The 22,704-nt window shown below is 67.9% G+C and carries 24 protein-coding genes, 3 tRNA genes and 1 pseudogene; 16 read left to right on the top strand and 12 right to left on the bottom strand.

Translation table 11 applies throughout. From position 1 onward, the window contains the following. Positions 1-284: 284 nt before the first annotated feature. Genes A5732_RS23015 through cynS form a run of 3 tightly spaced genes read left to right on the top strand, consistent with a single transcriptional unit; the run spans position 285 to position 2,081 of the window. On the top strand, positions 285-800 hold the full coding sequence (locus tag A5732_RS23015) for a nitroreductase family protein (RefSeq protein WP_076052142.1): 516 nt from the start codon (positions 285-287) through the stop codon (positions 798-800). 51 nt (positions 801-851) lie between these two features. Continuing rightward, complete coding sequence (locus tag A5732_RS23010; protein ID WP_076103403.1) at positions 852-1,601, top strand: class I SAM-dependent methyltransferase; 750 nt, start codon at positions 852-854, stop codon at positions 1,599-1,601. Positions 1,602-1,613: 12 nt separating this feature from the next. Next, positions 1,614-2,081 carry a cyanase gene (gene cynS / locus A5732_RS23005; protein ID WP_076052143.1) on the top strand — a complete coding sequence of 156 codons (468 nt, stop codon included), beginning with the start codon at positions 1,614-1,616 and terminating at the stop codon, positions 2,079-2,081. A gap of 191 nt (positions 2,082-2,272) precedes the next feature. On the opposite strand, the gene A5732_RS23000 is transcribed toward cynS, so the two are convergent. From A5732_RS23000 to A5732_RS22990, 3 genes and pseudogenes are all read right to left on the bottom strand, one after another. Next, positions 2,273-2,968: a crotonase/enoyl-CoA hydratase family protein gene (locus A5732_RS23000; protein ID WP_076052144.1), complete on the bottom strand. Its 696-nt coding sequence runs from the start codon at positions 2,966-2,968 to the stop codon at positions 2,273-2,275. Further along, a pseudogene (locus A5732_RS22995) lies at positions 2,965-3,818 on the bottom strand (hypothetical protein). The gene A5732_RS23000 and the pseudogene A5732_RS22995 overlap by 4 nt, the downstream one beginning before the upstream one ends. A gap of 72 nt (positions 3,819-3,890) precedes the next feature. After that, entirely contained in the window at positions 3,891-4,604 is a 714-nt protein-coding gene (locus A5732_RS22990; protein ID WP_076103391.1) for an MBL fold metallo-hydrolase, read from the bottom strand. A gap of 188 nt (positions 4,605-4,792) precedes the next feature. On the opposite strand from A5732_RS22990, the gene A5732_RS22985 reads away from it, so the two are divergent. The 11 genes from A5732_RS22985 to rplA all read left to right on the top strand — a co-directional run bounded on the left by A5732_RS22985 (position 4,793) and on the right by rplA (position 9,490). After that, positions 4,793-4,865: transfer RNA gene (locus A5732_RS22985), tRNA-Thr, on the top strand. 52 nt (positions 4,866-4,917) lie between these two features. Next, positions 4,918-4,991, top strand: a tRNA-Met gene (locus A5732_RS22980). Between the two features lie 46 nt (positions 4,992-5,037). Next, positions 5,038-5,205 (top strand): 50S ribosomal protein L33, encoded by a 168-nt coding sequence (gene rpmG, locus A5732_RS22975; RefSeq protein WP_003898538.1) that lies wholly within the window; start codon positions 5,038-5,040, stop codon positions 5,203-5,205. 75 nt (positions 5,206-5,280) lie between these two features. Beyond that, positions 5,281-5,733, top strand: a complete 453-nt coding sequence (gene hadA, locus A5732_RS22970) for a (3R)-hydroxyacyl-ACP dehydratase subunit HadA (RefSeq protein WP_371915784.1) — start codon at positions 5,281-5,283, stop codon at positions 5,731-5,733. Continuing rightward, on the top strand, positions 5,720-6,148 hold the full coding sequence (hadB, locus tag A5732_RS22965; RefSeq protein ID WP_064951096.1) for a (3R)-hydroxyacyl-ACP dehydratase subunit HadB: 429 nt from the start codon (positions 5,720-5,722) through the stop codon (positions 6,146-6,148). Before hadA ends, hadB begins: the two co-directional genes overlap by 14 nt. A gap of 3 nt (positions 6,149-6,151) precedes the next feature. Then, positions 6,152-6,652, top strand: coding sequence for a (3R)-hydroxyacyl-ACP dehydratase subunit HadC (gene hadC, locus A5732_RS22960; RefSeq protein WP_076052148.1), 501 nt, complete (start codon positions 6,152-6,154; stop codon positions 6,650-6,652). 144 nt (positions 6,653-6,796) lie between these two features. Then, positions 6,797-6,869 (top strand) — tRNA-Trp (locus A5732_RS22955). 93 nt (positions 6,870-6,962) lie between these two features. Beyond that, positions 6,963-7,412: a preprotein translocase subunit SecE gene (secE, locus tag A5732_RS22950; protein WP_076103390.1), complete on the top strand. Its 450-nt coding sequence runs from the start codon at positions 6,963-6,965 to the stop codon at positions 7,410-7,412. 25 nt (positions 7,413-7,437) lie between these two features. After that, positions 7,438-8,235 (top strand): transcription termination/antitermination protein NusG, encoded by a 798-nt coding sequence (gene nusG / locus A5732_RS22945; RefSeq protein WP_076103389.1) that lies wholly within the window; start codon positions 7,438-7,440, stop codon positions 8,233-8,235. Positions 8,236-8,281: 46 nt separating this feature from the next. Next, the gene (rplK, locus tag A5732_RS22940; protein WP_007767860.1) at positions 8,282-8,710 is read left to right on the top strand and encodes a 50S ribosomal protein L11; all 429 of its coding nucleotides are present in this window, start codon (positions 8,282-8,284) and stop codon (positions 8,708-8,710) included. A 72-nt stretch (positions 8,711-8,782) separates the two neighbouring features. Continuing rightward, entirely contained in the window at positions 8,783-9,490 is a 708-nt protein-coding gene (rplA, locus tag A5732_RS22935; protein WP_064951092.1) for a 50S ribosomal protein L1, read from the top strand. Here rplA and A5732_RS22930 read toward each other — a convergent pair. The 9 genes from A5732_RS22930 to A5732_RS22890 all read right to left on the bottom strand — a co-directional run bounded on the left by A5732_RS22930 (position 9,487) and on the right by A5732_RS22890 (position 17,881). Continuing rightward, a complete protein-coding gene (locus A5732_RS22930) occupies positions 9,487-10,704 on the bottom strand; it encodes an RNA polymerase sigma factor (protein WP_065073945.1) in 1,218 nt (405 codons plus the stop codon). The two genes, rplA and A5732_RS22930, sit on opposite strands and share 4 nt — an antisense overlap. A 3-nt stretch (positions 10,705-10,707) precedes the next feature. Then, on the bottom strand, positions 10,708-11,406 hold the full coding sequence (locus A5732_RS22925; RefSeq protein ID WP_076052152.1) for a YciI family protein: 699 nt from the start codon (positions 11,404-11,406) through the stop codon (positions 10,708-10,710). Between the two features lie 93 nt (positions 11,407-11,499). Next, positions 11,500-12,396 carry a hydroxymycolate synthase MmaA4 gene (gene mmaA4, locus A5732_RS22920; RefSeq protein WP_076103402.1) on the bottom strand — a complete coding sequence of 299 codons (897 nt, stop codon included), beginning with the start codon at positions 12,394-12,396 and terminating at the stop codon, positions 11,500-11,502. A gap of 149 nt (positions 12,397-12,545) precedes the next feature. Beyond that, the gene (gene mmaA2 / locus A5732_RS22915; RefSeq protein WP_076103388.1) at positions 12,546-13,412 is read right to left on the bottom strand and encodes a cyclopropane mycolic acid synthase MmaA2; all 867 of its coding nucleotides are present in this window, start codon (positions 13,410-13,412) and stop codon (positions 12,546-12,548) included. A gap of 88 nt (positions 13,413-13,500) precedes the next feature. Beyond that, positions 13,501-14,361, bottom strand: coding sequence for a cyclopropane mycolic acid synthase family methyltransferase (locus A5732_RS22910; RefSeq protein ID WP_065052601.1), 861 nt, complete (start codon positions 14,359-14,361; stop codon positions 13,501-13,503). Between the two features lie 88 nt (positions 14,362-14,449). Beyond that, complete coding sequence (locus A5732_RS22905; protein ID WP_076103387.1) at positions 14,450-15,355, bottom strand: alpha/beta fold hydrolase; 906 nt, start codon at positions 15,353-15,355, stop codon at positions 14,450-14,452. Next, positions 15,355-16,701: an ABC1 kinase family protein gene (locus tag A5732_RS22900; RefSeq protein WP_076052155.1), complete on the bottom strand. Its 1,347-nt coding sequence runs from the start codon at positions 16,699-16,701 to the stop codon at positions 15,355-15,357. Before A5732_RS22900 ends, A5732_RS22905 begins: the two co-directional genes overlap by 1 nt. Before the next feature lie 41 nt (positions 16,702-16,742). After that, entirely contained in the window at positions 16,743-17,336 is a 594-nt protein-coding gene (locus tag A5732_RS22895; protein WP_076103401.1) for a DinB family protein, read from the bottom strand. 23 nt (positions 17,337-17,359) lie between these two features. Continuing rightward, positions 17,360-17,881, bottom strand: a complete 522-nt coding sequence (locus tag A5732_RS22890; protein ID WP_076052156.1) for a DinB family protein — start codon at positions 17,879-17,881, stop codon at positions 17,360-17,362. Positions 17,882-17,926: 45 nt separating this feature from the next. On the opposite strand from A5732_RS22890, the gene A5732_RS22885 reads away from it, so the two are divergent. Together A5732_RS22885 and A5732_RS22880 are read left to right on the top strand one after the other, a co-directional pair. Then, positions 17,927-22,090, top strand: coding sequence for an NEW3 domain-containing protein (locus tag A5732_RS22885; RefSeq protein WP_076103386.1), 4,164 nt, complete (start codon positions 17,927-17,929; stop codon positions 22,088-22,090). Beyond that, on the top strand, positions 22,087-22,704 hold the full coding sequence (locus tag A5732_RS22880) for a DUF7158 domain-containing protein (protein ID WP_076103385.1): 618 nt from the start codon (positions 22,087-22,089) through the stop codon (positions 22,702-22,704). The genes A5732_RS22885 and A5732_RS22880 overlap by 4 nt, the downstream gene beginning before the upstream one ends.

The raw sequence follows: 22,704 nt of genomic DNA, 5'->3' as shown, positions 1-22,704 counted from the left end.
CCCGCCTTTCTGACTCGGGGCCATTCGGTTGTTCACGAGACGGGCGTTCGATTGGTTCACCACGGCTTCCCGGAGACGTGGCGATCAAACTCGAGCGGCAGTCCGGGCAGGCCGCCCGCGCAGAAAAATCGTGTTTAACTGTGCCCCAAGGTGTTTGGTTGCGTTGGCACCCGTCCACTCACACTTACCGGAGCTAGACTACGGGCGAACGCGCAATCCCTGCCTGGGAATTCAGCCGATCCTACGCCGGTTTATCCGGGAAAACAGTCACTGAAGGGAACCAGATGGAAGCTTGGGACGCGATCTGCGCACGTCGCAACGTGCGGGAGTACCAACCGAATCCGGTACCGGCCGAGGACCTGGACCGCATCGCCGAGGCCGGCTGGCGCGCGCCGTCGGCCAAGAACCGTCAGCCGTGGGACTTCGTCATCGTCACCGACCGTGACCGGCTGACCGAGCTCTCCACGGTGTGGCGGGGCGCGGGCCACATCGCCGCGGCCGCGGCCGCGATCGCCATCGTGGTCCCGGTGCCGCCCGACGAGCGCCGGGTCATCACCGACAACTACGACGTCGGCCAGGCCACCATGGCGATGATGATCGCGGCCACAGACCTGGGCATCGGGACCGGCCACTCGTCGGTGGGGGATCAGGGCAAGGCGCGCGCGATCCTCGGCGTGCCCGACGAATACCTGGTCGCCTTCCTGCTCGGCCTCGGTTATCCCGCGGATCGCCCACTCACCCCGATCCGCAAGCCGGACCGGCGTCCGTTCGCCGAGGTCGTGCACCACGGCAGTTGGTGATCGCCACCGCGAAAAACCTTCGGCGACTTGTCGAGTCGTAAGGTGATGGGCGTGCATGACCACCAGGGTGACTACGGGGTCGACGGTTCCTTTCACACCGTCTCGGCACGCGCGCAGGCCGTAGGCATCGGCGCTCAAGCCGCCGCCCTGGCCGTGTTCGCGGGTATCAGCTGGGCGCGCGGCAGGCGGCTGCGGGCGGCGTTGGCCGCGACGTCCTCCGCCGGGGTCGCGGGTGCTGTGGTCCTGTACATGTACGCCACGCGGGCCGGGAAATTCGTTGTCTGGGAACGGGTTCTGCGCGACCTGCGGCTCGCGGGCGACGAAACGGTGCTCGACCTCGGCTGCGGGCGCGGCGCGGGGCTGCTGGCGGCGGCCAAGCGGCTGCCGCGGGGCCGGGCGATCGGCGTCGACCTGTGGCAGGCCGACCAGACCGACAACTCCGAGCAGGCCACGCTGGCCAACGCGGTGGCCGAGGACGTCGCCGACCGCATCGAGCTGCACACCGCCGACATGACCGCGCTGCCGCTGCCCGACGAGAGCGTCGACGTGATCGTGAGCAATCTGGCCATCCACAACATTCCAGGTCACGCCGGCCGGCGCCGCGCGCTCGACGAAGCCGTGCGCGTGCTGCGGCCGGGGGGCCGGCTCGCCATCGCCGACCTGTGGGAGACGCGTCAACACGCCGCCCGGCTGCGCGAACTCGGCTGGCGCGACGTGCGGCGGCGCAACGTCGGCTGGCGGATGTGGTACGGCGGCCCCTGGTTCTCCACGCGCCTGGTCACCGCCACCAAGCCGGACTGAGGTCCGGCGGGCATGCTTGGGGCCATGAACAGAACCGAAATCACCGAACAGGTCGTCATAGCCCGACTCCGCGAAGGGCTGACCTGGCAACAGCTGGCCGACGCGATCGACAGGCCGCTGATGTGGACCACGGCGGCGTTGCTCGGCCAGCACCCGATCCCGGTGGAGCAGGCCAAGGTTCTGGCCGAGAAGTTGAAGCTGGACGACTCGGTGGTGCCGGTGCTCGCCGCCGCCCCGATGCGTGGCGGCCTGCCCACCGCCGTCCCCACTGACCCCACCATCTACCGCTTCTACGAAGCCCTGCAGGTGTACGGCGGGGCCCTCAAGGAGGTGATCGCCGAACAGTTCGGCGACGGGATCATGAGCGCCATCAACTTCAGCCTCGACGTGCAGAAGAAGCCGCACCCGGCCGGGGACCGGGTCGTGGTGACGTTCGACGGGAAATTCCTGCCCTATCAGTGGGTCGAGGCGCAGGACTGACACGAGGTCGCCCGAGTGGCGTGACGGCACGGCGCGCGCGTGCCAGACTGGCGTGCGAGGAGGCGAAGGGAACGCGGTGGCGGCCAGTGGCGACCACCGCGTTCGCCGTTTCAGTTCATCAAGACTTGCGGGGAAAGCTCTTTGAGCATCGCGTTGGCCCAGCGCATCTGGCGCAACGCGCCCTCAGCGGCTCACACCCCGAATTCGGCTTCGATCCCGTCGATGCCGGCGCGGATGGCCGCGAGGCCCTCCGCTCGGGTGCGCAACTTGGTGGCGGCGTGCGCCCGCTGATGCAGACCGGCGAATTCCCGCGCGGCCTCCAAGGCGCGGTCGACCACCACCTCCGGCAGCACGATCTCGTCGATAAAGCCTGCGGCGAGCGCGGTTTCACCGAAGAAGGTCTTGGCCAGCCCGCTGGCCTGCTGGTAGGCCGACGGCGTCAACCGCAGCTTCATGATTTCCAGTGCGGCATAGGGGATCACCATGCCGATCGCGACCTCGTTGGCCTGGATGTTGTAGGCGTGGGCGGCCACCCGGTGGTCGCCGGCCGACAACAGGAACGCCCCCATCGCGATGGCATGGCCGGTGCACGCCATCACCACCGGCTTGGGAAAGGACAACAGGCGATACGCCAGCTCGAACCCGCCGCGGAGCATGTCGATCGCGGGCTGCACCTCACCGGAGGTCAGGATCTTCAGATCGAAGCCGCCGCTGAACACCCGGTCGTTGCCGGTGATCACCAGCGCCCCGGCGTTGTCCGCCTCGGCCGTGTCGATCGCGTCGTTCAGGGCCTGCTGCATGGCGGGGCCCAGCGCATTGACCTTGCCGTCGTCCATCTTGATGACGGCGATGGAGTCCTTGATGCTGTAGTGGACCGGGGCGCTCATCGGTTGCTCCTTGCCGTCAGGCGGGCTGGCTGTGGTGTTTGCCCAGGTCGTCTTCGGCGTTACTCCAGCGCAGGCTCACATCGGTGGGTTCATCGAGTTGGCGGGTGCGCCATCTGTCTTGGGTTTCCCGGACCGCGGCGTTGATCCGTTCGATCTCGCTGCGGAACACCTCGGGGCGGGTTTCCTTGCTGGCGTAGTGGAAATAGGTCAGCAGGCCGCGCAGCAGCTCCAGCCTCTCCTTCTCCCGTTTCGCCAGGTCATGGGTGGTCATCAACTCGATGCGCTGGACGGGCGGCAGGGCGTCCCAGTCCAGCACGACGTCGGTGCGCAGCGGGGAGCGCTCCCGCTCCCAGAACCGCCGCCCCTGCGGACGAGCGGGCCGGTCGTAATAGGTCAGGGTGCCGGTGAAGCGGGATTCGATGGCGCTGCCGATCTCGGCGCGGTCGAGCGCGGAATCCCACACCATGCGCCACTCCTGGCCGGGTGCCAGCGTCGGCAGCTCGCGGGGGAGCCGCAGTTCGACGACGTCGGCGTAGCCGTCGGTGGCGTTCTCGTATTCGGCCACCGTGGGGGGATTGACGAAGGAGAACCCGATGTCGTAGGCCGCCGTGTGGCCGAAGTTCCGGACGACGAGTTCGATCACGTGCCAGTCGGCGGAATGCGGCTCCATGAACATCGCGACCTGGGGGCGCGTCTGTTCGGCCGCCGCGCGGCGATTCCGGTTGATCTGGCCGTTGGTGAAGATCAGCGTGACGATCGCCAGGACGATTGCCGCCCACGCTGCCCACGCTATCCAGGTGCTGGACCCGACGTGCGTGACATCATGCCAGCTGTCCTGGATCCAACCCATGGAATCCACCCTCCGCTTATATCACAGGGGGGCGGTCGCCGGATGGTTGTGACCGAGCGATCCCTGGGGGGCTCAGCCGCCCATCAGCATCCGCCATTGGTCAAGGTCCGAGGCCCGGTACACGTAGTTGGAACGCTTGACCTCCGAGAGCGACGCGCTGGGCTCCGCCGAATACCAGTGGCCCGGAAAGACCGTCGGGTCACCGGGCAGGGTCGCGAGCCGCTGCAGGCTGCGGTACATCTCGTCGGAGTCCCCGCCGGGGAAATCGGTGCGCCCGCAGCCCTCCAAGAACAGCGTGTCACCGGCGACGAGGCGGCCGTCGAGCAGAAAGCACTGGCTGCCCGGCGTGTGGCCCGGGGTGTGCAGCAATTCGATCTCGATGTCGCCGATGCTGACCTTGTCGTGGTTCTCATGGGGGGTCAGGTCGCCCAGGCTTATCCCGGTGACTCGCGAAACCCACAGTGCCTCATGGGTGTTGACGTGCACGGGCACCGGCGCCCGCTCCAGCAGTTCGGCCAGGCCCGCCAGCGCGAAGCCCATCATCGATCCGCCCACGTGGTCGGGGTGGTGGTGGGTCACCAGCACGCCGGACAGGCGCATGCCGTCGGCCTCGAGCGCGTCGAGCAGATCGCCGGCGGCGTACGCGGGGTCGACGACCACGCAGTCACCGGTTTGCCGATCGCCGATCAGGTAGGCGAAGTTGCGCATCTGCGTCGCGATCATGTCGCCGGCGGCGAAGTCGCGGCCGGAGAGTAGTTGACGAAAGTACAGCCGTTCCTCGGGCACGTGACCAGACTAGGACGCTGCGCGACACCGCCGTTTCCGGCCCGGTTCGGCCGCTTCCATCTCGCCGATGCGCGCGCAGCCTCGCCGCAACGGCGGCGGAGCCCCCGGAGAGCCGTGGTTTGGTTCCGCTGCGAGCCAGGCTGTACCCTCTTTTAGGCCCGCGCGGACTGATTCGCTTCGGGTGGACGGCCCCCTTAGCTCAGTCGGTAGAGCGTTTCCATGGTAAGGAAAAGGTCAACGGTTCGATTCCGTTAGGGGGCTCGGCGGACGCCGAGCAGGCGTGGCGGCCCCGACCCCAACAGGGGTGGCCAGAGGCGATGTAGCTCAGTCGGTTAGAGCGAACGACTCATAATCGTTAGGTCGCCGGTTCGAGTCCGGCCATCGCTACAACACAACAGCACAGCTTTTTTGAAGGAATCGAGAGAGAACCGTCATGGCTTCCAGTACCGACGTACGGCCGAAGATCACCTTGGCATGCGAGGTGTGCAAGCACCGTAACTACATCACCAAGAAAAACCGCCGGAACGACCCGGACCGACTGGAGCTGAAGAAGTTCTGCCCCAACTGCGGTAAGCACCAGGCGCATCGGGAGACACGCTAGCGGTCACCCGCGGGCGTTTACTCCGATTGACTAGGTAGTTTAAGAACCGTGCCGTTAACCCAGAGCATCGTGGGGATGCACTACCGCTACCCCGATCATTACGAGGTGGAGCGGGAGAAGATCCGCGAACACGCGACGGCCGTGCAGAACGACGACGCCTGGTTCTTCGAGGAGAAGGCGGCGGCCGAACTCGGCTACAAGGGACTGCCCGCCCCGCTGACGTTCGTCTGCGTGTTCGGCTACCAGGCGCAGACTGCCTTCTTCAAGTACGCCAACATCGCGGTCCAGGACGCCCAGATCGTTCAGGTCGACCAGGTGCTGAAGTACTTCGCCCCGCTCGTGGCCGGGGACAAGCTTTACTGCGACGTTTATGTGGACTCGGTGCGTGTGTCGCACGGCACCCAGATCATCGTCACCAAGAATGTCATCACCAACGAGGCCGGTGACATCGTGCAAGAGACCTACACGACCCTCGCGGGCCGTGCCGGCGAGGATGGAGAAGAGGGATTTACTGATGCCACTGCGTGAGTTCAGCTCCGTGCAGGTGGGTGACTTACTTCCGGAGAAGACCTACCCGCTGACCAGGCAGGATCTGGTGAATTATGCGGGCGTCTCTGGCGACTTGAATCCGATCCACTGGGACGACGAGATGGCCAAGGTCGTCGGCCTGGACACCGCGATCGCGCACGGCATGCTGACCATGGGCATCGGTGGCGGCTACGTCACCGCGTGGATCGGTGACCCGGGTGCCGTGACCGAGTACAACGTGCGGTTCACCGCCGTGGTGCCGGTGCCCAACGACGGGAAGGGCGCCGAACTGGTCTTCAGCGGGCGGGTCAAGTCCGCCGATCCCGAGACCAAGTCCGTGACCATCGCGCTCACGGCCACCACCGGCGGCAAGAAGATCTTCGGCAGGGCCATCGCGTCCGCAATACTCGCATAGCCCATGGCGCTCAAAACAGACATCAGGGGGATGATCTGGCGCTACCCGGACTACTTCGTTGTGGGGCGGGAGCAACTGCGCCAGTTCGCGCTTGCCATCAAAAACCGGCACCCGGCCCACTACGAGGAAGACGCCGCCGCCGAACTGGGCCACGACGCGATCATCGCGCCGCTGACCTACGGGACCATCTTCGCCAAGCTGGTCCAGCTCGATTTCTTCCGGCATGTCGACATCGGCATGGAGACGCTGGTGATCGTCCAGGTCGACCAGCGGTTCGTGTTCTCCAAGCCGATCAAGGCCGGCGACAAGCTCTGGGCCCGGATGGACATCCAGTCGGTGGACGAACGCTTCGGCGCCGACATCGTCGTCACCAAGAACATCTGCACCAACGAGCACGGTGAGGTGGTCCTGGAGGCCTACACCACGCTGATGAGCCAGTACGCCGACAACTCCGCGAACCTGCGCTGGGACCCGGAGTCCGGCCAGGTCGTCAGAACGGCGTAATTAGTATCTGACTCGCGCGTCGATGTACACTCGGTCCTCGGGGTTTTCCCAGCATTAGCGCGCTTTCCGTGAGTCGAGCAATCGGAAGGCGCGCGTGTCATGTAAGCCCCGGTAGGTAAGCGCAGGTTGGCCTGCCAACCGCGAAGGGGCGTAGCTCAACTGGCAGAGCAGCGGTCTCCAAAACCGCAGGTTGCAGGTTCAAGTCCTGTCGCCCCTGCTGAAGACGAAGGCGTGCCATGGTGGACACTGGAAGTATGTGCCGCCACAGATGGGACGGCTTTCGGGGTACGAGCAAACAAAGGAGCATGCGGTGAGCGACGAAGGCGACGTTGCCAACGACGCCGCAAGCGACGGCACTGACAAAGAGGACGGCCGCGCGAGCGGCGGTCGGACGGCGGTGGTGACGCGGCCACAGCGCCCCACGGGCAAGCGTTCCCGGCAGCGGGCCGCCGAGGCCGGCGAAGACGCCGAGTCGGCGGATGACGTCGAGGCCGCCACGCCGGAGAAGACCAAGAAGGGCGCCAAAGCCAAGAAGGCCGCGAAGCCCAAGAAGGCCGGCGACCATCGGGCCAACCCATTCGTGTTCGTCTACAACTACCTCAAGCAGGTCGTTGCAGAGATGCGGAAGGTCATCTGGCCCAACCGCAAGCAGATGCTCACTTACACCTCCGTTGTGCTGGCTTTCCTGGCCTTCATGGTGGCGCTGGTCGGCCTGGCGGATTTCGGCCTGACCAAGCTGGTGCTGTTGGTGTTCGGCTGAGCGAGTGACAGAGAGGACTCAAACCGTGACTACCTTCGACGGTGACCCGTCCGCGGGTGAAGCGGTCGACGTGGACGAAGCCGCGCAGGCGCAGGCCACGGACACCTCTGCAGCCGCTGAGGTCACCGAGGCGGCTGTGGACGAGGCTGCCGCCGAGACGGCCGTGGCAGCCGAGGCGCCCGACGAGTCGGCCGAAGAGGCCGACCCGGCCGCCGCGCTCAAGGCGGAGCTGCGCAGCAAGCCCGGCGACTGGTATGTCATCCACTCCTACGCGGGATACGAGAACAAGGTCAAAGCCAACCTCGAAACCCGTGTGCAGAACCTCGATGTCGGCGACTACATCTTCCAGGTGGAAGTGCCCACCGAAGAGGTCACCGAGATCAAGAACGGTCAGCGCAAGCAGGTCAATCGCAAGGTGCTGCCCGGCTACATCCTGGTGCGCATGGACCTGACCGACGACTCCTGGGCCGCGGTGCGCAACACCCCGGGCGTCACCGGGTTCGTCGGGGCGACCTCGCGTCCGTCGGCGCTGACGCTCGACGACGTGGTGAAGTTCCTGCTGCCGCGCGGCACGACGAAGAAGGCCGCCAAGGGTGCGGCCACCACGGCCGCCGCCGCCGAGGTCGGCGGGCTGGAACGCCCGGCCATCGAGGTCGACTACGAGGTCGGCGAATCGGTGACGGTCATGGACGGCCCGTTCGCGACGCTGCCGGCCACCATCAGCGAGGTCAACGGCGAACAGCAGAAGCTCAAGGTGCTGGTGTCGATCTTCGGCCGCGAAACCCCGGTCGAATTGACCTTCAGCCAAGTCTCCAAGCTCTAACCGGCGCATACGCCCGGCGTAAACCAGGAAGGAACAGCACAACCTCATGGCCCCGAAGAAGAAAGTCGTCGGGCTGATCAAGCTTCAGATCCAGGCGGGGCAGGCCAACCCGGCGCCGCCGGTCGGGCCCGCGCTCGGTCAGCACGGCGTCAACATCATGGAGTTCTGCAAGGCGTACAACGCTGCCACGGAGAACCAGCGCGGCCAGGTCATCCCGGTGGAGATCACGGTCTACGAGGACCGCAGCTTCACCTTCGCGCTCAAGACCCCACCCGCCGCCAAGCTGCTGCTCAAGGCCGCCGGCGTGGGCAAGGGATCGGCCGAGCCGCACAAGACCAAGGTCGCCAAGGTCAGCTGGGACCAGGTCAAGGAGATCGCCGAGACCAAGAAGGCCGATCTGAACGCCAACGACATCGACGCAGCCGCCAAGATCATCGCCGGCACCGCCCGGTCGATGGGCATCACCGTCGAGTAGACCCCTGACTGTGGGAGGGCCAGCTTCGGCCCGCTTAGTAACCACGGACCCAACACCCGATTGGATTAGCAAGTGAGCAAGAACAGCAAGGCATACCGCGCCGCCGCCGAAAAGGTGGACCGCGACAACCTCTACTCCCCGCTGGAGGCGGCCAAGCTCGCCAAGGAGACGTCGTCGAGCAAGCAGGACTCCACCGTCGAGGTGGCGATCCGGCTCGGCGTCGACCCGCGCAAGGCCGACCAGATGGTCCGCGGCACGGTCAACCTTCCGCACGGCACCGGCAAGACCGCCCGTGTCGCGGTGTTCGCGGTGGGCGACAAGGCCGAGCAGGCCCAGGCCGCCGGCGCCGACATCGTCGGCAGCGACGACCTGATCGAGAAGATCCAGGGCGGCTGGCTGGAATTCGACGCCGCGATCGCGACCCCGGACCAGATGGCCAAGGTCGGTCGCATCGCCCGCGTGCTCGGTCCCCGCGGCCTGATGCCGAACCCCAAGACCGGCACCGTGACCCCCGACGTCGCCAAGGCCGTGGCCGACATCAAGGGCGGCAAGATCAACTTCCGCGTGGACAAGCAGGCCAACCTGCACTTCGTCATCGGCAAGGCCTCGTTTGACGAGAAGGCCCTGGCCGAGAACTACGGCGCCGCGCTGGACGAGGTGCTGCGGCTCAAGCCGTCCGCCTCCAAGGGCCGCTACCTGCGCAAGATCGTGGTCTCGACGACGACCGGACCGGGCATCCCGGTGGACCCGGCCGTCACCCGCAACTTCTCGGAGTCCTAACCCCCGCACTCGACGATGCGCCGCCGCAGGAACGCGCGGCCGGGGTCGGATCCGTTGGACCCCAACGCCTCTCGATACCAGGGCAGCGCATCGGCAGGCCTGCCGGCGCGCCGCAGCAGGTCGGCGCGCACGGTCGCCACGAGATTGGACCGGGTGAGCCGCGGATCGTGGGCCACCTTGTCCAGGGCGGCCAGGCCGGCGTCGGGGCCGTCGCGGAACCCGATCGCCAGCGCGCGGTTGGCGGCCACCACCGGCGAGCCGGTCAATCCGAACAGCCGGTCGTAGGCGGCGCAGATGGTCACCCAATCGGTCTGCTCCCAGGACGGTGCCGTCGCATGCAGCGCGGCGATCACGGCCTGGGGCAGATAGGCGCCCGTCGAGCCCTGGGCGCGACGCAACCGCTCGAGCCCGCGGGAAATGCGCGCCCGGTCCCAGCGGCGCCGGTCCTGGTCCTCCAGCGGCACCAGCATTCCGGTGTCGTCCACTCGGGTCGCGCGCCGCGAATCGTGCAGCAGCATCAGGGCGGACAGGGCGTGCGCCTCGGGCTCGTCGGGCAGCAGCGCGCACAACTCGGCACCCAGCCGGATCCCTTCGTCGCACAGGTCGTCGCGAATGGCCGACGGGCCCGCGGTCGACCAATAGCCCTCGGTGAACACCGAATAGACGCAGCCGAACACGTGCGGCGTGCGTTCGGGCAGCAGCTCGGCCGGCGGCACCCGCAGCGGAATGTTGGCGTGCCGAACCTTGTTCTTGGCGCGCGTGATTCGCTGACCGATGGCCGCCTCGGACTGCAGGAGCGCCCGCGCGATCTCGCCGACGGTCAAACCGGACACCAACCGCAGCGTGAGGGCCAACTGCGATTGCCGGTCCAGCGCCGGGTGGGCACAGGTGAACATCATCCGCAATTCGTCGTCGCGTACCGGATGCGGATCGGTGTGATCGGTGCGCGCCCTGATGTCGTCCACCACAGCCGCCAATTCCTTTCCGGGGCGCACGGATTCGCGGCGCAGCCGGTCCCGGGCGCGGTTACGCCCGACGGTCACCAGCCAGCCGCCCGGGCTTTCCGGCACGCCGTCGCGCGGCCAGGTGCGCAGCGCTTCGGCGCAGGCCTCCTGGACGGCGTCCTCGGCGACGGTGAGGTCACCCGACCACCGCGCGAGCGCGGCCACGGCCGGACCCCATTCCCGGCGGAAGACGCCGTCCAGGTCGGCCATGCGCTACAGGCCGGAGATGCCCGCCAGTTGGCGCACCTGCACGGTCGTGGCGGGGATCATCGACGCGATCTTGATCGCCTCGTCGCGGTCGGAGGCACCCAGCAGGTAGATCCCGGTCGCGATCTCGGCGCCCTCGACATAGGGGCCGTCCGTGATGAGGACCTCGCCGTCACGCACCCGCACGGTTGTCGCCGTGGAGCGGTCGTGCAACGCGGCGCCGCCGATCACGTGATCACCCGCGGCGGCGTGCAGATCCGCGTGCTTGGCGGCCACGGCCTCCCACTCGGGGGTGCCCGGCGTGTGGGCGGTGGCGGGCGGCTCCAGCAGGAGCGCCAGCCAGTCGTTGCCGGTCAGCTTGCGCGCCGGCTCGATCGAATGGACCACCGGCCACAGCTCCACCGCCCCGAACGCGGCGATCGGGACGTCACGCGCCAGTGCCAGCGCCTCGTCCAGGTTTTCCGCTTCGAAGACGTAATAGCCGCACGCCACCTCGGCGGCCTCGGCAAAGGGGCCGTCGGTGACGGTCGGCGCGTCCGGGCCGCCGGTGATCACCGCCGCGGCCGCGGCGGGGGCCAGCGCGTCGCCGGCCTTGATCGCCGATCCGGCCTTGGCGTGGAAGTTCTCCCAGGCCGCCATCGCGGTGGCGCCATCGTCGGGCGTACGGTCCTGTTCCTTGCTGATCAACAAGGCGAAGTACTGCATGTTCGTCACCTCCGATAGTGAGCGAAGCCGTCTGCTCCACTCTCTACCTACTCGACGAACCGCGCAGCGCTAATCCGACAGGCGGCGCGAAAATCAGGCGGCCGCGCCCGGCTTGAGGTAGGTCACCAGGCTGACGTCGAGCATTTCGTCGCCGAAGTAGTGCTCACAGCCGCGCAGGTACTTGATGTAGCGGTTGTAGACCTCTTCGGAGGTGGCGTCGATGGCCTTGTCCCGATTCGACTCGAGCGTGTCGCCCCAGATGTGCAGCGTCTTGATGTAGTGCGGCCGCAGCGAAAGCGGTTCGGGCACAACAAATCCCGCCTTCTCGCCGTGATCGACCATCATCTGCGTGGACGGCAGCCGGCCGCCCGGGAAGATCTCGGTGACGATGAACTTGATGAACCGCGCCGTCTCGAAACTCAGCTTCTTGCCACGGGCGGCCAGGTCGTAGGGGTGGTAGCTGACGCTGCTCTGAACGGTCATCCGGCCGTCGTCGGGCATGATGTCGAAGGTCCGCTTGAAGAAATCGTCGTAGTTCTCGTGGCCGAAGTGCTCGAAGGCCTCGATCGACACGATGCGGTCGACGGGCTCGCTGAAGTCCTCCCAGTTCTGCAGCCGGACCTGGCGCGAGCGGCCGGTGTCGATGGAATGGAGCAACGCCTCGGCGCGGGCGTGCTGGTTCTTGGAGAGCGTCAGGCCGATGACGTTGACGTCGAACCGCTCGACGGCGCGCTTCATGGTGGTGCCCCACCCGCAGCCGATGTCCAGCAGGGTCATGCCCGGCTTGAGGTCCAGCTTGTCCAGGTTGAGGTCGATCTTGGCGTACTGAGCCTCTTCCAGGCTCATGTCGTCGCGCTCGAAGTAGGCGCAGCTGTAGATTCGGGAGGGGTCCTGGAACAGGCCGAAGAAGTCGTCGGAGACGTCGTAATGCGCCTGGATGTCCTCCGAACGTGTCCGCGTCTTCGTCGGGCTAGTCGGTTGCTCAGCCATTTTCGTCCTGTTCTCCTGGATGAGGTTCACTTCCTACAACCACGCACGCGTCGGAGGGCCTTGTCTGACCTGCAACGGTACCCAATGCTGAGGCGTCATTTCACGAGGGTGCGGATTGCGCGTCGCGGGCCCGACCGCGGAAAGCAAGTCTACTTTTCCAGGGTGAACTGGTTGACGTCGACATAGCCGCCCCAGAACAACTTCGCGCAGCCGGTCAGGTACTTGATGTAGCGCTCGTAGACTTCCTCGGACTGAATCTCGATGGCCTCGTCCTTGTGTGCCTGCAAAGCCTCGGCCCACAGGTCCAGGGTTCTGGCGTAGTGCGTTTGTAACGACTGGCGGCGGGTCAGCGTGAAGCCCGCCCTCGACGAGTGCTCCTCCACCATCTCGATCGTCGGCAGCCGGCCACCGGGAAAAATCTCGGTCTGGAGGAACTTGAGAAAGCGAAGCAGCCCGATGGAGATCGGTAAGCCCCGGTCGATGGCTTCCTGCTTTGTCAACCCGGTGATCGTGTGCAGCAGCATCACGCCGTCGGCGGGCAAAACGTTGTGGGCCATTGCGAAGAAGCCGTCGTAGCGGTCGTGGCCGAAGTGCTCGAACGCCCCGATCGACGAGATGCGGTCGACGGGCTCGTTGAACTGTTCCCACCCTTCGAGAAGGACTCGCCTGGCACGCGGGGTGTCCATCTCGTCGAACGACTGCTGTACGTGCGCGGCCTGGTTCTTCGATAAGGTCAGGCCGACGACGTTGACGTCATACCGCTCGATCGCCCGGCGCATGGTGGCGCCCCAGCCGCAGCCGATGTCGAGCAGCGTCATGCCGGGCCGCAGCCCCAGCTTCCCCAGCGTCAGATCGATCTTGGCGAGCTGCGCCTCTTCCAGCGTCATGTCGTCGCGGGCGAAAAACGCGCAGCTGTAGGTCTGGGTGGGATCGAGAAACAGGCGGAAGAAGTCGTCCGATAAGTCGTAATGTGCCTGCACGTCTTCGAAGTGCGGCGTCAAATCTTTGGCAGCCACGAGCCTGCGCGCCCCTCCTCCCTGGCCACTCAGCAGGCGAGCGTTCCGCTACATATACCCCCGGGCGCGAGGCCGCTAACGTCAGGCGCTACTTGGTGAGCGTGTACTGGGCGACGTTGGAGATGCCCTTGCGGAACAGCTCCGCGCAGCCGGTCAGGTAGCGCATGAAGCGGTCGTAGACCTCTTCGGACTGGATGGCGATGGCGCGTTCGCGATTGGCCGCGAGATTGGCCGCCCAGGTGTCCAGCGTCCGCGCGTAATGCGGCTGCAGATATTGCGTGTGCTCGAGCGAGAATCCGCTGGCCCGGGAATTGTCGACGATATCGGGTTCGCCGCACATGTGCCCGCCGGGAAAGATTTCCTTGCCGAGGAACCGCAAGAATCGCAGATCCGACATCGTGATCGTGATGCCGTGTTCGTGCCAGTAGTTCTGCGGGTGCGTGAAAATGCTGTGCATCATCATTCGGCTGCCTTCGGGAAGGGTCTTGTAGGCCCAATCCCAGAACGCGGGCCAGCGTTCTTTTTTGAATGCGTCGAAGGCCTCGAAGCTGATGATCCGATCGACTTGCCCGTCGAACTCTTCCCAGCCCTGCAGCCGGGCCTCGGTGCGCCGCGTTGTCGGGATCGCGGCCAGCCTCGCCTTGGTGCGCGCGTAGTGGTTGCGGCTCAGCGTGATCCCGATGACGTTCACGTCGTATTTCTCGACCGCCCGGACCACGGCGCCACCCCAGCCGCAGCCGACGTCGAGCACCGTCATTCCCGGCTCGAGGTGCATCTTGTCCAGCGCCAGATCGATCTTGGCCAGCTGGGCCTCTTCCAGGCTCATGTCGTCGTTCTCGAAGTACGCGCAGGTGTACACCATGTTCGGATCGAGGAACAGCGCGAAAAAGTCGTCCGAAATGTCGTAGGTTGCCTGCGACTCTTCGTAATACGGCTTCAGCTTGGCCATTTGGGACACCCACCCTTCTCTGCCAACGGTACAGCCCTGCGATATGGACGGAAGATCACGGGGATGCGTTTCCACCGAGTGTTTTTGGCTAGCTGGCCCTGCTGAAGTTTTTCGTCAGCACACCGATCACCTGATCCCACAACTGCTGTGGAAGATCATGACCCATTCCGTCGAATGTCACCAATCGGGCTCCGTCGATGGCCCGCGCCACGGCGCGCCCCCCGAACGGCCGCATCAGCTTGTCGGCCCGGCCGTGGATCACCACTGTCGGCGCGGTGGTCTCACGGTTGTAGCGGCGCAAGCTGCCGCTGCCCAGCACCGCGCCGAAATGCCTCGCCACGCCCTGGGGGTAGTAATTGCGGTCGTAGCCCTCGGCGGCCTCGGCGCGGGCCTGCTCTTCGGGCACGCGATAGCGCGGGCTGCCGATGATGTTTCCGACGCGCACCGCGTTGTCGATGATCACCTCGCGCGGCGAGTCGGGCGGCGGACCCTTCAGCAGTGCCAGCAGCGCGCGCGGGGCCGGCGGCGGCAGCAGCGCCGAATTGTTGCTGGAGAAGATGACCGCCAGGGTCCTGGTCCGCCCGGGGAATCGTGCGGCGAAGATCTGCGCGATCATGCCGCCCATCGACGCGCCCACGATGTGGGCGTCCTCGATGCCCAGATGATCCAGCACGGCGGCGGCGTCGTCGGCCATGTCTTCGAGCCGGTACGCCGACTGGCTGGGCAGACCCAGCCAGGACCGCAGCAGCTTGGTCACCAGCGGCTGGCCCGAGCTGCGGTGCTGCGTCTTGCTGGACAGGCCGACGTCGCGGTTGTCGTACCGGATGACGCGCAGGCCGTGGCCGACCAGCTTCTCGCAGAACGCGACCCGCCACAGCAGCAGCTGGGCTCCCAGTCCCATGATCAGCAGGACGGGCGGGTCGTCGATGTCGCCCATGTCCTCGTAGTAGAGCTTCAGATCGCCTGATGTGGCGTTCCCGGTGCGGACCTCCATCAGACCTCGACGTCGGAGGAGTGCTCGCGACTGACTTCGACCATGAAGTTCGCGAAATAGCCCGTCAGTTGCGGATCCGACATCATCTGCCACTTGGGCGCCAGCAGCTTCATGTAGCGCTCGACGTAGAGGAATTGCTTGCCGATCAGCACCAGCTCGCGGGGGAGCTTGACGTCGTAGGCGTCGGCCAGCGCCGACAGCTGGCGGCCGATGTCGGCGTAGGACATGTCACCCAGCGTCGACATCGTCAGCGGAGTCGCGAACTTCTCCAGGTCTTTGGCGGCCTCGGCCTCCGGCTTCATAGTGCCGACGGCGCCCATCAGCACGACGATCTTGCCCGCCGCCGCGTGGTCCTTCTTGACCAGCAGCGCGTACACCAGCTCGCGCAGCAGCCAGCGGGTGCGCGGATCGATGCGGCCCATGATCCCGAAGTCGAAGAAGACGATGCGGCCCTGGTCGTCGACGTAGAGGTTGCCGGCGTGCAGGTCGCCGTGGAACAGCCCGTGCCGCAGGCCGCCCTCGAACAGCGAGAACAGCAGCGCCTTGACCAGCTCGGTGCCGTCGAAGCCGGCCTTGCGGATGGCGGCGACGTCGTCGATGCGGATGCCGTGCACCCGCTCCATGGTCAGTACCCGGTCGCTGGTGAAGTCCCAGAACACCTGCGGCACCCGGATGTTCTTGCCCAGCGGGGAGGCGTGCAGGTGGGACACCCACGCCTCCATCGACTGCGCCTCCAGCCGGAAGTTCAGCTCCTCGGCCAGGTTGTCGGAGAAGTCGGCGACCACGTCCTGAGCCGAGAGTCGGCGGCCCAGCTTGGCCAGTTCGACGGCCTGGGCGAAACGCTTGAGGATCTGCAGGTCGGCCGCGACCCGGCGCCGGATGCCCGGGCGCTGGATCTTGACGACGACCTCCTCGCCGCTGTGCAGGGTGGCGTAGTGCACCTGCGCGATGGACGCCGAGGCGAACGGCGTCTCGTCCCATTTGGCGAACAGCTCCGACGGGTCACCGCCGAGGTCTTCGACGAAGAGCTTGTGCACCTCGTCGGCGTCGGCGGGCGGCACCCGGTCGAGCAGGCCGCGGAACTCCCGGGACAGCGATTCACCGAACGCGCCGGGACTCGACGCGATGATCTGGCCGAACTTTACGTACGTCGGTCCCAGGTCGGCGAAGGTCTGCGGGAGCTGCTTGATCACCTTCTGCTGCCACGGACCCCTGCCCGGCAGCTTGGTGACGATGCGGGCGGCGGTGCGGGTGACCTGCCAACCTGTCACGGCAACCCGGGCCGCTTCGACCGGCAACGGCACCCGGTCGAGCTTGGCGCCCTCTCGATGTTTGGCAGAGCTCATCTGTGCAGTGTGCCAAATCGGCACGGATGAGTCCCAATCCTCTAACTCGGGCGCCCGCCGTCGTCCCCGCTTTTCCAGGGCTGCACCCAGCCCTCGATCGCCCAGTCCTCCCGCGCGGCGATCAATTCGTACATGGTGGCGCCGTCGATCGTCTCCCGGATGATGTCGGCATGCCCGGCATGCCGGGCCAGCTCGTTGATCACGTGCAGGATCACCCAGCGCACCGACCAGGCCTGCTGGTTCTTGGGAAACCACGGGATGTCCCGCGGAACGGGCACCGCGGCGTCCAGGTCGGCGGTCTCCACCAGGCGCAGCGAGGTCGCGTTCTGTGCCTCGAACGCCTCCAGCAGCCCGGCCAGCGTCTCGTCGCGCCGCATCACGTGCTGGTCGGCGAACTCCGTGGCGACCTGCTCGAACGGGCGCGGATCTTTCGGCGGCGCGTCCGGTGCGGCGGCGACGCGCGCCATCCAGCTGCGCTGCATCCCGGTCGCGTGCTTGACCAGCCCACCGATCGACAGCGCGCTGACCGACGGCGTGGACCGGGCTTGATCGTCGGTGAGTCCATGGCTGACCGCGAAATACGCGCTCTGGTGGTACGCCAGGAATTCGCGCAGGGCGCTGCGTTCGTCGGCCACCGGCGGGGCGAGGGCGGGCATTTTCAATCCCTTCTGCTGTGGACGTAAAGGTCGCGCAAGCAAGCGATTTCGGCACCATGGTGGATCGCTTCTCGATTGATGTGCAAGACCAGCTCGCTCAGCGGGTAGTCGGCGTAGGGTCCTTCGGCCGCACCGCAGCGGCGGGTCAGGTCCGCGGCGGACAGCGACCGCACGCCGTTGATCCACTCGGCATACGCCTGGTCGAGCTGGCGCAGTGCGGTGGCGGCGTCGGTCGCATAGTCCCAGCTCTGGTAATCGGCGGGCGGTCCGCCGAAATGGTGATGGGCGCGCATCGCGAAGACGCCGACGATGATGTGCGCCATGCGCCACGCGATCGTGGTGAACGGCGCGGGGCTGGGCGTCGGGAACGCGAAGTCGATCGACCCGCCCGGATGCACAGTCCAGCAGTCGGGCACCGGTTGCCAGAAGTACTCGTCGTCGGTCAGGCCGTCCAGGCGTCGGCGCAGTTGGTTGCGCCAGTGCCAGTCGAGTTGGTCAGCCAGTTGGGTCGTCAGATCCGCCATAACGGTTACCTTTCCAGCCATCCTGCGTCGCCGTAAGGTGCGGGCATGCAGGTGACTTCGGTGGCCTCGACCGAACTGTTCGTCGGACCGCCCGAGGCGCCGCTGCAACTGGTGCGCGTCGGTCTTGTTGGGTGTACCGAACCGACGCCGATCCGCATCGACGGGGACGGTCTGACCGGGGAGGCGGTCGCCGACATTGGCGACGAGCTCATCGAGATTGCAGTGGCAGTCGAGGACCCGGTCGCCGGGCAGGTCCGGCCCGCGCGGGCGCTCGCCGGCGGTCAGCGGCTGCCGTTCGAGTTCACCGTGGCCGAGCCCGGCTGGACCATGTTCATGGTCAGCCATTTCCACTACGACCCGGTGTGGTGGAACACGCAGGGCGCCTATACCAGCGAGTGGACCGAGGACCCGCCGGGGCGGGCCCGCCAGACCAACGGCTTCGACCTGGTGCACGCGCACCTGGAGCTGGCGCGCCGCGACCCCGACTACAAGTTCGTGCTGGCCGAGGTTGACTACCTCAAGCCGTACTGGGACACCCGCCCCGAGGACCGGGCCGACCTGCGCCGATTCATCGGCCAGGGCCGCGTCGAGGTGATGGGCGGCACCTACAACGAACCCAACACCAACCTCACCAGCCCGGAAACGACGATTCGGAACCTGGTGCACGGCATGGGGTTTCAACGTCACGTCATGGGGGCGAACCCGGCCACCGCGTGGCAGCTGGACGTGTTCGGCCACGATCCGCAATTCCCGGGGATGGCCGCCGACGCCGGCCTGACGTCGAGTTCGTGGGCCAGGGGACCGCACCACCAATGGGGCCCGGCGCTGGGCAGCGGCGATGTCGAGCGCATGCAGTTCGCCAGCGAGTTCGAGTGGATCTCGCCGTCGGGCCGCGGCCTGCTCACCCATTACATGCCCGCGCACTATTCGGCGGGCTGGTGGATGGATTCCGCGGCGTCGCTGGGCGAGGCTGAAGACGCCACCTACGAGCTGTTCCACCAGCTCAAGAAGGTCGCACTCACCCGAAACGTGCTGCTGCCCGTCGGCACCGACTACACCCCGCCCAACAAGTGGGTCACCGACATTCACCGCGACTGGGCCGCCCGCTACACCTGGCCGCGCTTCGTGTGCGCGCTCCCGTGCGAGTTCTTCGCGGCGGTGCGCGCCGAACTGGCGCAGCGCGACCGCGTGCCGTCGCCGCAGACCCGGGACATGAACCCGATCTACACCGGCAAGGACGTCTCCTACATCGACACCAAGCAGGCCAATCGGGCCGCCGAGAACGCCGTGCTGCAGGCCGAGCGTTTCGCGGTGTTCGCCGGGCTGCTGACCGGCGCCGAATACCCGCAGGCCGCCCTGGCCAAGGCCTGGGTGCAGCTGGTCTACGGCGCGCACCACGACGCCATCACCGGCTCGGAATCCGACCAGGTGTACCTCGACCTGCTGACCGGATGGCGCGACGCCTGGGAGCTGGGCCGCGCGGCCCGCGACAACTCGCTGGCGCTACTGTCCAGCGGCGGTCAGGGCGACGTGATCGTGTGGAATCCGCTGACCTGCCGGCGCACCGACATCGTCACCGCGCGCCTCGACCGCCCGCTGGGCGACCGGGTGCGGGTGCTCGACGGCGACGGTACCCAGCTGGCGGCGCATGTCGAGCACGACGGCCGCTCGGTCAGCTGGCTGGCGCGCGAGGTGCCGTCGCTGGGGTGGCGGGCATACCGGCTGGTGCCCGCGCCCGGCCGGGGCGAACCGGCCGGCTGGGAACCGGTCGCGGGATCGGTGATCGCCAACGAGCACTACCGCCTCGAGGTCGACCCGGCGCGCGGCGGCGGGATCGCCTCGCTGCTGCAGGACGGCCGCGAGCTGATCGCCGACGGCCGAGTGGGCAACGAGCTCGCCGTCTACGAGGAGTACCCGGCGCACCCGAGCCAGGGTGAGGGCCCGTGGCACCTGCTGCCCAAGGGGCCGGTGGTGTGCTCGTCGGAAGGGCTTGCGCGGGTGCAGGCCTTCCACGGGCCGCTCGGCCAGCGGGTGGTGGTGCGGGGCCGAATCGGCACGCTGCTGCGCTACACCCAGAAGCTGACGCTGTGGCGTGGCGTCGCGCGGGTGGACTGCCGCACCACCATCGACGGGTTCAGCGGCGCCGACCAGTTGGTGCGGCTGCGCTGGCCGTGCCCGGTGCCAGGGGCCATGCCGGTCAGCGAGGTGGGCGACGCCGTCGTCGGCCGCGGTTTCGCGCTGCTGCACGACGGGCCCGATGCGGTGGACACCGCCCGGCACCTGTGGACCCTGGACAACCCGGCGTACGGCTGGTTCGGCCTGTCCTCGGCGGCAAGGATCCGGGTGTCGGACACGGACGTGCGGGCCGTGTCGGTCGCCGAGGTGGTGTCGCCGACCGAGGCGATGGCCGGGCCGCTGGCCCGCGAGCTGATGGTCGCGCTGGTGCGCGCCGGCGTCACGGCCACCTGCAGCGCGGCGGGCAAGCCGCGCTACGGCCACCTCGAGGTCGATTCGAACCTGCCCGACGTGCGCATCGCGCTGGGCGGGCCCGCCCGCAACGCCTTCGCCGCGGCCGTGCTGGCCGGCGCTCCGGTGTACGCCGACGAGCTGGAGCGCCAGTTAGCGGCGACCGGCCGGGCCCGGGTGTGGGTGCCGGCCGAGACGCCGCTGGACGCGGTGTGGGTGCCCGACGCCGACCTGCGTTCGCCGCGGGCGCTGCCGGTGCTGGTCATCGACGGCCGCGACGAGGACGAACTGCGTGCGGCGATCGCCGCGGTGGCCGGCGACCTCGACGACGCCGAGATCGCCGTGACGCAGCAATCGCCCTCGGGGACGGACGCTTTCGAAGACCGCACCGTCGCCCTGCTCAACCGCGGGGTGCCGAGCTTCGCCGTCGACACCGAGGGCACCCTGCACACCGCGCTGATGCGGTCCTGCACCGGCTGGCCGTCGGGCATATGGATCGACGACCCGCGCCGCACCGCGCCGGACGGCTCCAACTTCCAACTGCAGCACTGGACCCACGCCTTCGACTACGCGTTGGTCAGCGGGGCGGGCGACTGGCGGCGGGCCGGCATCCCCAGCCGCAGCGCGCAGTTCTCCCAGCCGCTGCTCGCCGTCACTACAGGCCAGCGGGATGCGGCGCTCCCGCCGGCCGGTTCGCTGCTGCGCGTCGAGCCCGAATCGGTACAGCTGGGCGCCCTCAAGGCAGCCGGCAACCCACTGACCGAGGGCAGCGCGGCGCCGCTGGACCCGAACGCGGTGGCCCTGCGCCTGGTGGAGACCACCGGCGCCCGCACCCCCGTCGTCATCGACTCGGACGTCGCGACGCTGCGCGACCTGCGTCGCGCCGATCTGCTGGAAACCCATCCCGAACCCGTGTCCTCGGTCGAGCTGCACGGCTACCAGGTGGCGACCCTGCTGGCCCGCGTGGATGCGCCCCGGGCCGCGGCCGGCGCCGCCGACCTGGCCCCGCAGGCGGAGGCCGCGCAGCCGCTGTACGCGCGGTATTGGCTGCACAATCGCGGCCCAGCGCCGCTCGGCGGGCTGCCGGTGGTCGCCCACCTGCACCCGCCGCAGGCGAGCGCGGAGCCTGGAGGCGCGGTGACCCTGCGCGTCACCGTGGCCTGCGACAGCACCGACGCCACGCTGCACGGCGCCGTCACCCTGCGGTGTCCGGACGGCTGGACGGCCAGGCCCGCCGAGTTGCCCGTCAGCCGGCGCGTCGGCGACCACTTCTACAAAGACGTGGTGGTGTCGGTCTGCGAGCACGCAGAACCCGGCCTGTACCCGGTCCGCGCCGAACTCCGCGTCACCGGCGACGACCTCCCGGCCTCCTGGCGCCAACCCGTCGAGGACGTCTGCGTGGTGACCGTGGGCGGGGCAGCGGGCGAGCTGATCTACCTCGCCGACGGGCCCGCCGAGGTCACACTCCCACCCGGTGAAGCAGGCGCCCTGACCGTCACCGTCGGCAGCCACGCCTGCGCCGACCTGGCGCTGGAGGCGCACCTGATCAGCCCCTGGGGCACCTGGGAATGGATGGGTCCGGGCGCCCTCGGCGCGGTGCTACCCTCCCGCGGCACCGTCGACCTAGGCTTCCAGCTGACCCCGCCGTCCTGGCTGGAACCCGGCCAGTGGTGGGCACTGGTGCGGATCGGCTGCGCCGGCCGACTGGTCTACTCGCCGGCGGTGAAGGTGACGGTGACATGAGCATCCACCCGATAGCGACCGTTGCCGGCACGCCCGTTTCGGCGAGCGTCCTGGACGCCGCCGAGGCGCGGCTACGCGCCGGCCGGGGAGCGGCCGCCCTGCCCGTCCGCGGCACCAGCGAGGGCCGCCAGCTACGGCGGTGGCTGACCCAGCTCATCGTCACCGAGCGGGTGGTCGCCGCGGAGGCCCAGGCCCGCGGGCTGAGCGCGCGCGGCGCGCCGTCCGAGGCCGAGCTGCTGCCCGACTTGACCGCCCGGCTGGAGATCGGCAGCGTCGCCGCCGCCGTGCTGGCCGACCCGCGTGCCAGGGCGCTGTTCGCCGACGTCACCGCCGCGGTGCGGGTGGCCGACTCCGAGGTGGCCGCCTATCACGGCCGCAACCCGCTGCGCTTCGCCGCGCCGCAAGAGGGCGAACATGGCTGGTGCACAACGGCGTCGGCGGCCCCACCGCTGGACCAGGTGCGATCGGCGATCGAGGAGCACCTGCGCGGCGCCGCGCGGCGGCGCGCCTTCCGGTTGTGGCTGGATGCGCGCCGCGCCGCGTTGGTGGAGCTGGCACCCGGCTACGAGCATCCCGGCGACCCCCGCCAACCCGACAACACCCACCGCCATTGA

This window comes from Mycobacterium colombiense, assembly GCF_001953985.1.
Taxonomy (GTDB): Bacteria; Actinomycetota; Actinomycetes; order Mycobacteriales; family Mycobacteriaceae; genus Mycobacterium; species Mycobacterium colombiense_B.
Note: the sequence above shows the minus strand (reverse complement) of the source record. Positions and strands in the feature narration are given on the sequence as shown.

What these genes read in the sequence shown, in the direction of transcription:
- A5732_RS22885 (WP_076103386.1), top strand. Translation starts at nt 17,927, where the DNA reads ATGCAGGTGACTTCGGTGGCCTCGACCGAACTGTTCGTCGGACCGCCC.
- rplK (WP_007767860.1), top strand. Translation starts at nt 8,282, where the DNA reads ATGGCCCCGAAGAAGAAAGTCGTCGGGCTGATCAAGCTTCAGATCCAG.
- rpmG (WP_003898538.1), top strand. Translation starts at nt 5,038, where the DNA reads ATGGCTTCCAGTACCGACGTACGGCCGAAGATCACCTTGGCATGCGAG.
- A5732_RS23000 (WP_076052144.1), bottom strand. Translation starts at nt 2,968, where the DNA reads ATGAGCGCCCCGGTCCACTACAGCATCAAGGACTCCATCGCCGTCATC.
- hadA (WP_371915784.1), top strand. Translation starts at nt 5,281, where the DNA reads ATGCACTACCGCTACCCCGATCATTACGAGGTGGAGCGGGAGAAGATC.
- A5732_RS22910 (WP_065052601.1), bottom strand. Translation starts at nt 14,361, where the DNA reads ATGGCCAAGCTGAAGCCGTATTACGAAGAGTCGCAGGCAACCTACGAC.
- hadB (WP_064951096.1), top strand. Translation starts at nt 5,720, where the DNA reads ATGCCACTGCGTGAGTTCAGCTCCGTGCAGGTGGGTGACTTACTTCCG.
- mmaA4 (WP_076103402.1), bottom strand. Translation starts at nt 12,396, where the DNA reads ATGGCTGAGCAACCGACTAGCCCGACGAAGACGCGGACACGTTCGGAG.
- A5732_RS22930 (WP_065073945.1), bottom strand. Translation starts at nt 10,704, where the DNA reads ATGGCCGACCTGGACGGCGTCTTCCGCCGGGAATGGGGTCCGGCCGTG.
- A5732_RS22900 (WP_076052155.1), bottom strand. Translation starts at nt 16,701, where the DNA reads ATGAGCTCTGCCAAACATCGAGAGGGCGCCAAGCTCGACCGGGTGCCG.
- cynS (WP_076052143.1), top strand. Translation starts at nt 1,614, where the DNA reads ATGCTTGGGGCCATGAACAGAACCGAAATCACCGAACAGGTCGTCATA.
- A5732_RS22925 (WP_076052152.1), bottom strand. Translation starts at nt 11,406, where the DNA reads ATGCAGTACTTCGCCTTGTTGATCAGCAAGGAACAGGACCGTACGCCC.
- A5732_RS22890 (WP_076052156.1), bottom strand. Translation starts at nt 17,881, where the DNA reads ATGGCGGATCTGACGACCCAACTGGCTGACCAACTCGACTGGCACTGG.
- hadC (WP_076052148.1), top strand. Translation starts at nt 6,152, where the DNA reads ATGGCGCTCAAAACAGACATCAGGGGGATGATCTGGCGCTACCCGGAC.
- A5732_RS22880 (WP_076103385.1), top strand. Translation starts at nt 22,087, where the DNA reads ATGAGCATCCACCCGATAGCGACCGTTGCCGGCACGCCCGTTTCGGCG.
- A5732_RS22905 (WP_076103387.1), bottom strand. Translation starts at nt 15,355, where the DNA reads ATGGAGGTCCGCACCGGGAACGCCACATCAGGCGATCTGAAGCTCTAC.
- A5732_RS23015 (WP_076052142.1), top strand. Translation starts at nt 285, where the DNA reads ATGGAAGCTTGGGACGCGATCTGCGCACGTCGCAACGTGCGGGAGTAC.